At 72.1% G+C, this 12,305-nt stretch carries 10 protein-coding genes and 1 pseudogene; 4 read left to right on the forward strand and 7 right to left on the reverse strand.

Annotated elements, in window-relative coordinates:
• Positions 1 to 605: 605 nt before the first annotated feature.
• Genes HUW36_RS14665 through HUW36_RS14675 form a run of 3 tightly spaced genes read right to left on the reverse strand, consistent with a single transcriptional unit; the run spans position 606 to position 4,031 of the window.
• Entirely contained in the window at positions 606 to 1,367 is a 762-nt protein-coding gene (locus HUW36_RS14665) for a succinate dehydrogenase/fumarate reductase iron-sulfur subunit (protein ID WP_174528669.1), read from the reverse strand.
• Positions 1,364 to 3,298 (reverse strand): fumarate reductase/succinate dehydrogenase flavoprotein subunit, encoded by a 1,935-nt coding sequence (locus tag HUW36_RS14670; RefSeq protein ID WP_174528670.1) that lies wholly within the window; start codon positions 3,296 to 3,298, stop codon positions 1,364 to 1,366. The genes HUW36_RS14665 and HUW36_RS14670 overlap by 4 nt, the downstream gene beginning before the upstream one ends.
• Position 3,299: 1 nt before the next feature.
• Positions 3,300 to 4,031, reverse strand: coding sequence for a succinate dehydrogenase cytochrome b subunit (locus HUW36_RS14675; protein WP_174528671.1), 732 nt, complete (start codon positions 4,029 to 4,031; stop codon positions 3,300 to 3,302).
• 35 nt (positions 4,032 to 4,066) lie between these two features.
• On the opposite strand from HUW36_RS14675, the gene HUW36_RS14680 reads away from it, so the two are divergent.
• Positions 4,067 to 4,999, forward strand: a complete 933-nt coding sequence (locus HUW36_RS14680) for a LysR family transcriptional regulator (protein ID WP_174528672.1) — start codon at positions 4,067 to 4,069, stop codon at positions 4,997 to 4,999.
• On the opposite strand, the gene HUW36_RS14685 is transcribed toward HUW36_RS14680, so the two are convergent.
• Positions 4,996 to 5,574, reverse strand: coding sequence for a TetR/AcrR family transcriptional regulator (locus HUW36_RS14685; RefSeq protein ID WP_174528673.1), 579 nt, complete (start codon positions 5,572 to 5,574; stop codon positions 4,996 to 4,998). The two genes, HUW36_RS14680 and HUW36_RS14685, sit on opposite strands and share 4 nt — an antisense overlap.
• Positions 5,575 to 5,641: 67 nt before the next feature.
• Between HUW36_RS14685 and HUW36_RS14690 the strand changes: the two genes are divergently transcribed.
• Positions 5,642 to 6,133: an FBP domain-containing protein gene (locus HUW36_RS14690; protein ID WP_174528674.1), complete on the forward strand. Its 492-nt coding sequence runs from the start codon at positions 5,642 to 5,644 to the stop codon at positions 6,131 to 6,133.
• Positions 6,134 to 6,160: 27 nt separating this feature from the next.
• Here the strand turns inward: HUW36_RS14690 and hrpA are convergent, their stop codons facing one another.
• Complete coding sequence (gene hrpA / locus HUW36_RS14695; RefSeq protein ID WP_174528675.1) at positions 6,161 to 10,156, reverse strand: ATP-dependent RNA helicase HrpA; 3,996 nt, start codon at positions 10,154 to 10,156, stop codon at positions 6,161 to 6,163.
• Positions 10,157 to 10,283: 127 nt separating this feature from the next.
• Here hrpA and HUW36_RS14700 point away from each other — a divergent pair, with 127 nt between their 5' ends.
• Both HUW36_RS14700 and HUW36_RS14705 read left to right on the forward strand, forming a co-directional pair.
• Positions 10,284 to 10,760 carry a cytidine deaminase family protein gene (locus HUW36_RS14700; RefSeq protein ID WP_174528676.1) on the forward strand — a complete coding sequence of 159 codons (477 nt, stop codon included), beginning with the start codon at positions 10,284 to 10,286 and terminating at the stop codon, positions 10,758 to 10,760.
• Between the two features lie 87 nt (positions 10,761 to 10,847).
• Positions 10,848 to 11,681, forward strand: coding sequence for a phytanoyl-CoA dioxygenase family protein (locus HUW36_RS14705; protein ID WP_174528677.1), 834 nt, complete (start codon positions 10,848 to 10,850; stop codon positions 11,679 to 11,681).
• A gap of 9 nt (positions 11,682 to 11,690) precedes the next feature.
• Here HUW36_RS14705 and HUW36_RS14710 read toward each other — a convergent pair whose 3' ends face one another.
• Positions 11,691 to 12,050, reverse strand: coding sequence for a YciI family protein (locus HUW36_RS14710; RefSeq protein WP_174528678.1), 360 nt, complete (start codon positions 12,048 to 12,050; stop codon positions 11,691 to 11,693).
• A gap of 4 nt (positions 12,051 to 12,054) precedes the next feature.
• Positions 12,055 to 12,305: pseudogene (locus tag HUW36_RS14715) on the reverse strand (MerR family transcriptional regulator); the annotation flags it as partial.

A 12,305-nucleotide genomic window follows, 5' to 3' on the forward strand; every position in this document is an offset into this window, starting at 1 on the left:
TCGCGGCGACGGGCGTGGGCCGTGTCGGGGCCGACTTCTCGGGTCGACCTGTCGGCGCGCCGGGGCTCGCCGTGCCGCTGTCCGAGGCCTGCTGCCTGGGGCCGCTGTCCGGGGGCCGCTGTCTGAGGCCCGCTGTCTGGGGCCCGCTGTCTGGGGCCCGCTGTCCGGGGCCCGCCGTCTGGGGCCGCTGTCTGGGGCCGCTGTCCGGGGCCCGCCGTCTGGGGCCGCTGTCTGGGGCCGCTGTCTGAGGCCCGCCGTCTGGGGCCGCTGTCTGGGGCCGCTGTCTGAGGCCCGCCGTCTGGGGCCGCTGTCTGGGGCCGCTGTCCGGGGGCCGCTGTCTGGGGCCGCTGTCCGGGGGCCGCTGTCTGGGGCCGCTGTCTGGGGCCGCTGTCCGGGGCCGCTGTCCGCGTGGTCGGCGTCGCCGGGAGCGATGGTCGCTGGGCCGCTGTGTGCGCGGGCCGATGTCCGCCGGCCCGACCTGTCCGCAGGCGATATCAGGAACGACTCAGCTCGAAAGGCAGCCGAAGAGGTACTGCCAGGGAGCCCGGAAACGTCGACCGCCGCGCCCCTGGGTGCGAAGCGCGGCGGTCGGGTGGAACGTCGGGTCAGGAGCCGGGGGTGCCGGCGCGTTTGGTGGTCGCCTTGAGGAAGTCCCGGTTGAGCCGGCCGATGGTGTTCAGCGGGATGCCCTTCGGGCAGGCCGCGGCGCACTCGCCGATGTTGGTGCAGCCGCCGAAGCCGGCCTCGTCGTGCGCGTCCACCATGCCGATCACCCGGGTGTAGCGCTCGGGCTGGCCCTGCGGCAGCAGCGAGAGCTGAGTGATCTTGGCAGCGGTGAACAGCATGCCGGAGCCGTTCGGGCAGGCCGCCACACAGGCGCCGCAGCCGATGCAGGCCGCCGACTCGAAGGCGGCGTCCGCGTTGGCCTTGGCCACCGGGGTGGAGTGCGCCTCCGGGGCGCTACCGGTCGGTGCGGTGACGTAGCCGCCGGCGGCGATGATCTTGTCGAACGCGTTCCGGTCCACCACCAGGTCCTTGACGACCGGGAAGGCCCGGGCCCGCCAGGGCTCGATGTCGATCGTGTCGCCGTCGGCGAACTGCCGCATGTGCAGCTGGCAGGCGGTCGTGCCGCGCTGCGGGCCGTGCGCCTCGCCGTTGATCATGAGGCTGCACATGCCGCAGATGCCCTCGCGGCAGTCGTGGTCGAACGCGACCGGCTCCTCGCCGTCGAGGATCAGCCGCTCGTTGAGCACGTCGAGCATCTCCAGGAAGGACATGTCCGGGGACACGTCCTGCACCGGGTAGGTCACCATCCGACCCTTGTCCTCGGGGCCCGTCTGGCGCCAGATGCGCAGGGTCAGGTTCACTTGTAGCTCCGCTGCGTGGGGTGGACGTATTCGAAGGTCAGGTCTTCCTTGTGCAGCACGGGCTCACCGGTGCCGGTGTACTCCCAGGCCGCCACGTAGGCGAACCGGTCGTCGTCGCGCTGCGCCTCGCCGTCCGGGGTCTGGTACTCGGCCCGGAAGTGGCCGCCGCACGACTCCTCGCGGTGCAGCGCGTCGATGCACATCAGCTCGGCCAGCTCGAAGAAGTCGGCCACCCGGCCGGCCTTCTCCAGCGACTGGTTGAGCCCTTCGCCGTCGCCCGGCACGCGCACCCGCTGCCAGAACTGCTCGCGCAGCGCCCGGATCTCGTCGATCGCCTTGCGCAGCCCGGCCTCGGAGCGCTCCATGCCGCAGTGCTCCCACATGATCTGGCCCAGCTCGCGGTGGAACGAGTCGACCGTACGGTCGCCGTTGACCGCGAGCAGCCGGCTCAGCCGCTCCTCGACCTCGGTACGCGCCGCGACCGCCTCGGGGTGGCTGGCGTCGACCTTCTCCACCGGGTTGGCGGCCAGGTAGTTGGCCAGCGTGTTCGGCAGCACGAAGTAGCCGTCGGCCAGGCCCTGCATCAGCGCCGAGGCGCCGAGCCGGTTCGCGCCGTGGTCGGAGAAGTTGGCCTCGCCGATCACGAACAGGCCCGGGATGCTCGACTGGAGGTCGTAGTCGACCCAGAGGCCACCCATCGTGTAGTGCACGGCGGGGTAGATCCGCATCGGCACCTGGTACGGGTCCTCACCGGTGATCCGCTCGTACATCTCGAAGAGGTTGCCGTACTTGGCCTCGATGGCCTTGCGGCCGAGCCGGTCGATGGCGTCGGCGAAGTCCAGGTAGACGCCGAGCCCGGTCGGGCCGACGCCGCGTCCCTCGTCGCAGACGTTCTTCGCGGCGCGGGAGGCGATGTCGCGGGGGACCAGGTTGCCGAAGGAGGGGTAGATCCGCTCCAGGTAGTAGTCCCGCTCGTCCTCCGGGATGTCCCGCGGGCTGCGGTCGTCGCCCTTGGCCTTGGGCACCCACACCCGGCCGTCGTTGCGCAGCGACTCGCTCATCAGGGTCAGCTTCGACTGGTGGTCGCCGGAGACCGGGATGCAGGTCGGGTGGATCTGGGTGTAGCAGGGGTTGGCGAAGTACGCGCCCTTGCGGTGCGCCCGCCAGGAGGCGGTGACGTTGCAGCCCTTGGCGTTGGTGGAGAGGTAGAAGACGTTGCCGTAGCCGCCGGAGGCGAGCACGACCGCGTCCGCCATCTCGGTGCTGATCTCGCCGGTGACCAGGTCGCGGACCACGATGCCGCGGGCCCGTCCCTCGACGATGACCAGTTCGAGCATCTCGTGACGAGAGTTCATCTCCACGTTGCCCAGGCCGATCTGCCGCTCCAGCGCCTGGTACGCGCCGAGCAGCAGCTGCTGGCCCGTCTGGCCCCGGGCGTAGAAGGTGCGCTGCACCTGCGCGCCGCCGAACGAGCGGGTGTCCAGCAGGCCGCCGTACTCACGGGCGAACGGGACGCCCTGGGCGACGCACTGGTCGATGATGTTGACCGAGACCTCGGCCAGCCGGTGCACGTTCGACTCGCGGGAGCGGAAGTCGCCACCCTTGACCGTGTCGTAGAAGAGCCGGTGCACCGAGTCGCCGTCGTTGCGGTAGTTCTTCGCGGCGTTGATGCCGCCCTGCGCGGCGATCGAGTGGGCCCGGCGCGGGCTGTCCTGGTAGCAGTAGGACTTGACGTGGTAGCCCTGCTCGGCCAGGGTCGCCGCGGCGGAGCCGCCGGCCAGGCCGGTGCCGACCACGATCACGGTCAGCTTCCGGCGGTTGGCCGGGTTGACCAGCTTCATCTCGAACCGGTGGCGGTCCCACCGGGTCTCGATCGGGCCGTCCGGGGCGCGGGTGTCGGCGATCGGGTCGCCCTCGGTGTACAGATCCATGTCAGTCCACCAATCCGGTGAGTACGGCGAACGGGACCACCAGGTAGCCGGCGCAGAGCAGCACCGCGAAGACGAGCGCGGCGGCGCGGGCCCGGCGCTCGCCCCTCGGCGTCTGCTGGCCGAGGCTGCGGAACGCGCTGAAGGCGCCATGGCGCAGGTGGAAGCCGAGCGTCACGATGGCGAGCGTGTAGAAGAGCGTGACGTACCAGCGGCCCGGGGCGAAGTCGGCGACCACGTTGCCGTACGGGTTGGACGGGTCGCCCTGTGGGTTCAGGTGACCGGTGGTCAGGTCCAGGATGTGGTAGATCACGAAGAGCAGGATGATCACACCACCCCAACGCATCGTCCGGGCCGCGTAGTTCACGTGGATCTTGCGGCGGTGCGCGTACGCCACCGGCCGGGCGGCACGGGCCCGCGTCGCGAGCACGACGGCCGCCCCGATGTGGGCCAGCACCGCCACCGTGAGCACGGTGCGCTGGATCCACAGGTACCAGGTGGTCGGCAGCAGCGGCGTGCCGAGATCCCGCAGCCAGTGCGCGTAGTGGTCGAACGACGTCTCGCCCGTGAAGATCTTCAGGTTGCCGAGCATGTGCACGATCAGGAACAGCACCAGGAGGATGCCCGTCACCGCCATGACGGCCTTCAGGCCGACGTTCGAGCGGATGGGCGACCGAGTTTTCGTGATTACCACACGACCGACGCTAGGAGCACTTCGATCAGGCGTCCAATGCATCGAAATCACAGTCTTGATAGCCGTAGGCTATGTAGATGCAGCTCCATCAGCTCCGGTACTTCGTCGCGGTCGCAGAAGTACGACATTTCACCCAAGCGGCCGATCTGGTCGGCATAACCCAGCCCTCGTTGAGTAAGCAAATTCACGCGCTGGAGACCGACCTCGGGGCCCCGCTCTTCGAGCGGGTAAGGGGCAACATCACCCTCACCGCGGCCGGCGACGTGCTGCTGCCGTTGGCGAAGCGGATCCTCGCCGACGTCGACACCGCGACCCGCGAGGTGCAGGAGCTGGTGGGGCTGCGGCGGGGTCGGGTCCGCCTGGGCGCCACACCGAGCCTGGCCACCTCGCTGGCGCCACCGGTGCTGCGCCGGTTCCGCGACGCCCACCCCACCGTCGACCTGCGGGTCGAGGAGGGCGGCTCGCAGGACCTCGTCCGCGACCTGCTGCGCGGCGACCTCGATCTGGCGTTGATCATCATGCCGTCCGCCGGCACCGACCCGGGGTTGCGCGCCGACCCGATCCTGCGGGAGAGCCTGGTGGTCGCCTCGGTGGACCCGCTGCCCGGCGCCTCGCCCGCCGGCGAGCTGCGCATCACCGACCTGCGCGACCAGCCCCTGGTGATGTTCCGCGAGGGCTACGACCTGCGCGACGCCACGCTCCAGGCGTGCCGGGCGGCCGGCTTCGAGCCCACCCTGTCGGTGGACGGCGGGGAGATGGACGCCGTGCTCAGCTTCGTCGAGGCGGGTCTCGGCGTCGCCCTGGTCCCCGGCATCGTGGTGGCCCGCCGGCCCGGCATCCGGGTGACCCGGCTCGTCCCACCCGGCGTCCGCCGGACCATCGCGGTGGCGCGCCGCCGCGACGTGGTGCCCACCCACGCCGGCCGCGAGCTGCGCCGCATCCTCCTGGAGTACGTCCACGACGCCACCGCCACCGACGAACTCCCGCCCGGCGTGGAGCCGCTGGCCTAGGTGGCGTCCGTGGTCGGCCAGTTGCGCAGCAGGGCGTCGACAGCGTCCAGCACCCGCTCCCAGCTCTCCGGCGGAGCGGGTGCGCTGTGGTCGAAGCCGCCCCCCATCTCCAGGCCGACGAAGCCCTGGAAGACGCTGCCGAGCAGGCGGACGGCGTGCGTCTGCTCCGGCTCGGGCAGGTGGTAGCCGCGCAGGATCGCCCGCATCATCGCCGAGTGCCGGACGCCGGCGCTGCCGGCCGCGGTCTGCGGGTCGAGTCGCATCTGGGCGGCGGCCCAGCGGCCCGGGCGGCGGTGGGCGTAGTCGCGGTAGACGTTCGCGAAGGCGGTGAGCGCCTCCTTGCCGGCCCGCCCGGCGAGCGCGTCGGCGGCCTCGTCGGCGAGTTCGCCGAGCGCGAGCAGCGCGATCCCGACCCGCAGGTCGTGGGAGTTGCGGACGTGCGAGTAGAGGGTGGCGACCGTCACGCCGCACCGCCTGGCCAGCGCGGAAACGGTCACCTGGTCGAAGCCGACCTCGTCGGCCAGCTCCGCCCCGGCCTGGATCAGACGTCCTCGGTTGAGTCCCGCACGGGCCATGAGTCTCCTCTCACCACGAACCATTATGCCTTTGCCTAAAGCCTTTAGGAAAATTACCCTTGGGTGTATGACCCCGTTGACCGAACCCCAGATCCGCGCCGCCTTCGTGAACTGCACCAAGGGCGAGGCGAAGCGACTGCACGTCCCGCGCGACCTCGGCACCCGCCCCTGGGACGACCTCGACTTCCTCGGCTGGCGAGATCCGCAGGCGCTCGACCGCGCCTACCTCGTCGCCGTCGTGGACGGCCGCCCGACCGGCCTGGCCCTGCGCCGCCCCAGCCCCGGGCCGGGGCAGCAGCGCCGCAACATGTGTTCGGTGTGCCTGACCAACCCGGCCGGCGGCGTCAGCCTGATGGTCGCGCGCAAGGCGGGCAAGGCCGGCCAGCAGGGCAACTCGGTGGGCGTCTACCTCTGCGACGACCTGGCCTGCTCGCTGTACCTGCGGGGCCGCAAGGACGCCGGCCCCGGCGCCCGCCTACCGGAGTCGCTGACCCTCGACGAGAAGATCGAGAGAACCCGCTCCCACCTGACCGCCTTCATCACCCGCGTCACCACCTGACCCCCCCCGCGGGGACGGGGGAGCGGGTCAGGGGGTTTCGGCGTCGTCCATGGCCCGGTAGATGCGCTGTTCCGAGACGGGGTAGGGGGTGCCGAGGGCCTGGGCGAAGACGTTCACCCGAAGCTCCTCGATCATCCAGCGGATCTGCCGCGCGGCCGGCGAGCCGCGCCGGGCCGGGGGCAGCGCCGCGAGCATGTCCTGGTACTCCTTCTGCACCACGGCGATGCGGTCCTGTTGCTGCTTGTCCCGCTGCGGGTTGCCGGGCAGCCGGTCCATCCGGCGCTCGATCGCGGTCAGGTAGCGCAGCAGGTCGGGCAGGCGCGCGTAGCCGGCCTCGGTGACGAAACCGGCGTGCACCAGGCCGCCGAGCTGCTGGCGGATGTCGGCCAGCGCGGCCACCACGGCCAGGTTGCGCGTCGCCCCGAGCCGCTGCTCGACCGCGTACGCGGCGGCGAGCACCTGCCGGACCCGGTTCATCACCTCGACCACGGTGTCGACCAGGTCGGCGCGGACCCGGTCGCGCAGCGCCGCGAAGCCGTCGGCGTCCCAGGCGGGGCCGCCCGCGTCCGCCACGAGCTTGTCGATGGCGGCGCCGGTGGCGTCCTCGATCAACGCCGGCACCCCGCCGTGCGGGTTGCGGGACAGCGCCAGTTTCGCCTCGTTGCTCAGCCGACCCTGGAGGAACTTGGCCGGGGAGGGCAGCGTCAGTCGCAGCAGCCGCCGGGTGCCCGCCCAGTGGGCGGCCTCCTGCTCGCCGGCGGAGTCGAACACCTTCACCCCGACCGTCGCGCCCTCGTCCACAAGCGCCGGGTACGCGGTCACCGCGAATCCGGCGCGGACCTGCTCGACGGTGCGCGGCAGCGTGCCGATCGTCCACCCGGTGAGCCCGCTGCGCGCGAGGTCCGGCGCGGCGGCGGCCACGACCTGGCGTACCTCCTGGCGCAGCTCGCGTTGCAGGGCCGGCAGGTCCTTGCCCTCGGCGACCGGCTTGTCGTCCTCGCCGAGCACCCGGAACGTGACCCGCAGGTGCGGCGGCAGCTTCCCCAGGTCCCAGGCGTCCGCCGGCACCGTCACGCCGGTCATCCGGCGCAGCTGTCGGGTCAGCGCGGCCAGCAGCGGCTCCTCGCCCGGCGTGATCGCGGCCAGCGCGGCGCGCGCGTAGTCGGGCACCGGCACGAAGTTGCGCCGGACCGGCTTGGGCAGCGACCGGATCAGCGCGATCACCAGCTCCTCGCGCAGCCCCGGCACCTGCCAGTCGAAGGACTCCGCCGGCACCTGGTTGAGCAGCGGCAGCGGGATGTCCACGGTCACGCCGTCGGTGGGCGCGGTCGGGTCGAACGTGTACGTCAGCGGCAGCGTCACGCCGTCGGCCCGCCACTCGTCCGGGAAGTCCTCCTCGTCCACCCCGCCCCGGCCGGCGTTGACCAGCAGTTCGCGGGTGAACGTGAGCAGGTCCGGCCGCTCCCGGCGGGTCTTCTTCCACCACGTGTCGAAGTGCCGGCCGGAGACCACGTCGGCGGGGATCCGCTGGTCGTAGAAGGCGAAGATGGTCTCGTCGTCGACCAGGATGTCGCGGCGCCGGGCCCGGTTCTCCAGCTCCTCGATCTCGGTCAGCAGCTTCTGGTTGTCCCGCCAGAACTGGTGGTGGGTCTGCCAGTCGCCCTCGACCAGGGCGTGCCTGATGAACAGCTCCCGGCTCATCGCCGGATCGATCCGCCCGAAGTTCACCTTGCGGGAGGTGACGATCGGGATGCCGTACAGCGTGACCTTCTCGTAGGCCATCACCGCGGCCTGCTTCTTCTCCCAGTGCGGCTCGCTGTAGCTGCGTTTGACCAGGTGCTGGGCCAGCGGCTCGACCCACTCCGGCTCGACCCGCCCGGCGACCCGGCCCCACAGCCGCGACGTCTCCACCAGCTCGGCGGCCATCACCCAGCGCGGCGGCTTCTTGAACAGCGCCGACCCGGGGAAGACGGCGAACTTCGCGCCCCGCGCGCCCAGGTACTCGTGCTTCTGCGCGTCCTTGAGGCCGAGGTGCGACAGCAGGCCGGGCAGCAGCGACTGGTGCACCTTCGGGGTGTCGATCTCCTCCGGCAGGTCGGCGCCGGCGCCGCGCCGACCCTCACCCTTGTCCGAGGTACGCAGCACCTGGCGCAACTGGCTGACGATGTCCTGCCACTCGCGTACCCGGAGGTAGTTGAGGTATTCGGCCTTGCACATCCGGCGGAACGCGCTGGAGGACAGTTCCCGCTGCTTCTCCCGCAGGTGGCGCCACAGGTTCAGGTACGCGACGAAGTCCGATTCCTTGTCGGCGAACCGGGCGTGCGCCTGGTCGGCCTGGGCCTGCTTGTCGGCCGGGCGTTCGCGCGGATCCTGGATGGACAGCGCGGCGGCGATCACCACCACCTCGGTGGCGCAGCCGTTGCGCTCGCCCTCCAGGACCATCCGGGCCAGCCGGGGGTCGACCGGGAGCTGCGCCAGCCGCCGGCCCAGCGCGGTGAGCCGCTTCGCCGGGTCCGTCTCGGCCGGGTCGAGCGCGCCCAGCTCGTGCAGCAGGTTGACGCCGTCGGTGATGTTGCGCCGGTCCGGCGGGTCGATGAACGGGAACGCCGCGACGTCGCCGAGCCCGATCGCCGTCATCTGGAGGATGACCGAGGCCAGGTTGGTCCGCAGGATCTCCGGGTCGGTGAACTCGGGGCGGGAGTCGAAGTCCTGCTCGTCGTAGAGGCGGATGCAGATGCCGTCCGAGGTGCGCCCGCAGCGGCCCTTGCGCTGGTTGGCGCTGGCCTGCGAGACCGGCTCGATCGGCAGCCGCTGCACCTTCAGCCGGCTGGAGTAGCGGGAGATCCGGGCGGTGCCCGGGTCCACCACGTACTTGATGCCCGGCACCGTCAGCGAGGTCTCCGCGACGTTGGTGGCCAGCACCACCCGCCGGTTGGAGTGCGCGGCGAAGACGCGATGCTGCTCGGCGGTGGACAGCCGGGCGTACAGCGGCAGGATCTCGGTGCCGAGCAGTGACCGCTTGGACTGCACCAGCTTGCCCAGCGCGTCGGCGGTGTCGCGGATCTCCCGCTCCCCGCTGAGGAACACCAGGATGTCGCCCGGGCCCTCGGCAGCCAGCTCCTCGACGGCGTCACCGATGGCCTGGATCTGGTCCCGGACGTTCTCCTCGTCGGCCTCGTCCTCCTCCTCGGCCTCGGTGACCTCGACCAGCGGCCGGTAGCGGACCTCCACCGGGTAGGTGCGCCCGGACACCTCGACCACCGGCGCCGGGTTGCCCTCGGCGTCGGCGAAGTGCTTCGCGAACCGGTCGGTCTCGATGGTCGCCGAGGTGATGACGACCTTGAGGTCGGGCCGGCGGGGGAGGAGCTGCCTGAGGTAGCCGAGGATGAAGTCGATGTTGAGGCTGCGCTCGTGCGCCTCGTCGATGATCAGCGTGTCGTACTGCCGCAGCATCCGGTCGGTCTGCAACTCGGCCAGCAGGATGCCGTCGGTCATCAGCTTGACCAGGCTGTTGTCGCCCACCTGGTCGGTGAAGCGCACCTTGTAGCCGACCACGTCGCCCAGCTCGGTGCCGAGTTCGTCGGCGATCCGGTCGGCGACGGTGCGGGCCGCCAGCCGGCGGGGCTGGGTGTGCCCGATCAGGCCGGTGATGCCGCGCCCCAGCTCCAGGCAGATCTTGGGCAGCTGGGTGGTCTTGCCGGAGCCGGTCTCGCCGGCCACGATCACCACCTGGTGGTCGCGGATCGCGGCGGCGATGTCGTCCCTGCGCTCGCTGACCGGTAGCTGCGGCGGATAGGTGATCGCCGGCACGGCCGCCCGGCGCGACTGGAGCCGCGCCTCGGCGCGGGCCACCTCGGCCGCGATCTCGGCCAGCGCCTCCTCGCGCCGTTGCGGGTCGCGCAGCCGCCGTACGCCGTCGAGCCGCCGCTGGAGCCGGCGCTGGTCGCGGAACATCAGGGGGGTGAGGCGACGGTGCAGGTCGCGAGCGGTCTCGGGGGCGGCGGGTACGGCTGGATTCTGCATGACGTCGCCAAGGATAGGCAGCCGCGCGGCGGACCGCCCCCGGGTTACCGGCGGTGGGCGCGCCCTCCCGGGTCGCGCGGCCGGGTCCGGATAGGGTTGCCGCCGACGCAGCCGACGAGGGGCGGGGATGATCATGCGGGACACCGACCGGGCGCTCGTGCAGGCCGCCACCGCCGTCGCGAAGCTGCGCTGCCGCAGCGACAACCACAGTGTCGCCGCCGCGGTGCGCAGCACCGACGGCCGGGTGTTCAGCGGCGTGAACGTCTACCACTTCACCGGCGGCCCGTGTGCCGAGGTGGTGGCGCTCGGCGCCGCCGCCACCCAGGGCGCCGGCGAGCTGGAGGCGATCGTCGCGGTGGGGGACCGGGGGCGCGGTGTCATCCCGCCCTGCGGGCGCTGCCGGCAGGTGCTGCTCGACTACTTCCCGTCGATCCGGGTGATCGTCGGCCCGCCGGACGGGCTGCGCGCCGTACCGATCGCCGATCTGCTGCCCGAGACGTACGTCTGGGCCGACCAGCAGGTCGAGGTGCCGGCCGCCGCGCCGCGCACCGGCGTGTGGCCGATGCCCGTGGTGCCCGGCGTCCGCCAGTCGGCCGAGGACTGACCCGCCGCTCCCCGGTGCGGCGAACCGCCTCTTGCGGCCGATTTCCAACGTTGTAATACTCGGGTGGTCCCGTCCTCAGGAGGCCCGATGACGCACCGATCCGCCAGCGCCGAGGAGACGCCGGTCGAGGCGCTCGGCGACCTCTACCGCGACGGCATCACCGCCTGCCGGGGCGCCTTCGACCCGGCCTGGGTCGCCCGGGTCGCCGAGGACGTCGAGACGGCGTTCCAGGAGGCCCGGTCCCGCCCCGACGGCGCGGTCGGCCGGGGCCCGCAGCGCTGGTACGTGGAGATCCACCCGGAGCAGCTGTCCGGCTTCGTCGACCTGGTCACCCACCCGTGGGTGGTGTCGGTGTGCCGGGCGGTGCTCGGCCCGGACTACGAGATCGTCGAGCTGGGCTTCGACGTCCCGTTCCCCGGTGCGGCGATGCAGCCGTGGCACCGCGACTTCCCGATGCCCGAGGAGACCCGGCTGCGGCGCCGGCTCACCTCGCTGGCGTTCAACCTCACCACCGTCGACACGGTGGAGGAGATGGGGCCGTTCGAGATCGCCCCGGGGACCCAGTGGGACGACGGCCGCGACTTCGACCACGAGATGTTCCCGCCCAAGGAGCGGTACGCGCGCTACGAGTCCCGTGCGGTGCGCAAGTATCCGCGGCGTGGCGACATCTCCGCGCGCTCCGCGCTCACCGTCCACCGGGGCACCCCGAACGTCAGCGACAGGTCCCGTCCGGTGCTGGTGCTCGGCGTCGACGCACCCGATGCGGGCAACGCCGCCCACCACGACATGGCGGTCACCCGCCCCTACTGGGACGACCTGCCGGAGCTGGTCCGGGAGCACCTGCGCTGCCCGGTGGTGGACACGCTGGTCCCGATCACCCAGAAGCACACCATCGAAGGGCTGGTGATGGGCGCCGAGTGAGCCGGCCGGTCAGTCGCCGGCCGCGGCCTCCAGCATCGACCGGGGCACCGGCACCCGCTCGAAGCGGACCTGACCCTCCGGCACCATCCAGCTCGCCACCCGCGCGACCAGCCGCCCGGCGCTGACCGCCGGGTCGTTGGCGTAGAGCTGCCGGGCGGTGTCCGGGTCCACCGACAGCACCACGAAACCGCGGATCCGCTCGTCATCGCCGTCCAGGAACGGCCCGGCCGCGAGCACCGCGCCCTGCTCCACCAGCCCGGCCTGGTGCGCCAGGTGCGCGTCCTGGATCCGGTCGAGGGCGTCCTGCGGCAGGTCGGGCGCGTCGTCCGGGCGGACCAGGAGCACCACGGTGTGCCTGTCGAATCGCATGCCCTCAGGGTAGGGGCTGCCGGGCGCGCAGCGCCCGGATCGACCAGTCCAGCACCGGCGCCAGGCTCTCGGCCGGCGGCCAGCCGTTGACCACGCAGAGCAGCTCCAGGTACCGCTCCCGGCGCGGGTCGTGCGCGGTCTCCAACCGATCCAGCATCCGTCGGCGCAGGTCGGCGTCGTCGGGCCGGCCGCAGAGCCGCGCGTACCGGGCCGCCGCCCGGGCGAGGACCGGGTCGGCGTCGGGCGAGGCCGGGT

The sequence above is a fragment of the Micromonospora maritima genome (assembly GCF_902825405.1).
Taxonomy (GTDB): Bacteria; Actinomycetota; Actinomycetes; order Mycobacteriales; family Micromonosporaceae; genus Micromonospora; species Micromonospora maritima.

Coding starts and splice junctions, on each gene's coding strand:
- HUW36_RS14675 (WP_174528671.1), bottom strand. CDS start 4,031: ATGCATTGGACGCCTGATCGAAGTGCTCCTAGCGTCGGTCGTGTGGTA.
- HUW36_RS14710 (WP_174528678.1), bottom strand. CDS start 12,050: ATGCGATTCGACAGGCACACCGTGGTGCTCCTGGTCCGCCCGGACGAC.
- hrpA (WP_174528675.1), bottom strand. CDS start 10,156: ATGCAGAATCCAGCCGTACCCGCCGCCCCCGAGACCGCTCGCGACCTG.
- HUW36_RS14685 (WP_174528673.1), bottom strand. CDS start 5,574: ATGGCCCGTGCGGGACTCAACCGAGGACGTCTGATCCAGGCCGGGGCG.
- HUW36_RS14705 (WP_174528677.1), top strand. CDS start 10,848: ATGACGCACCGATCCGCCAGCGCCGAGGAGACGCCGGTCGAGGCGCTC.
- HUW36_RS14690 (WP_174528674.1), top strand. CDS start 5,642: ATGACCCCGTTGACCGAACCCCAGATCCGCGCCGCCTTCGTGAACTGC.
- HUW36_RS14680 (WP_174528672.1), top strand. CDS start 4,067: ATGCAGCTCCATCAGCTCCGGTACTTCGTCGCGGTCGCAGAAGTACGA.
- HUW36_RS14700 (WP_174528676.1), top strand. CDS start 10,284: ATGATCATGCGGGACACCGACCGGGCGCTCGTGCAGGCCGCCACCGCC.
- HUW36_RS14670 (WP_174528670.1), bottom strand. CDS start 3,298: ATGGATCTGTACACCGAGGGCGACCCGATCGCCGACACCCGCGCCCCG.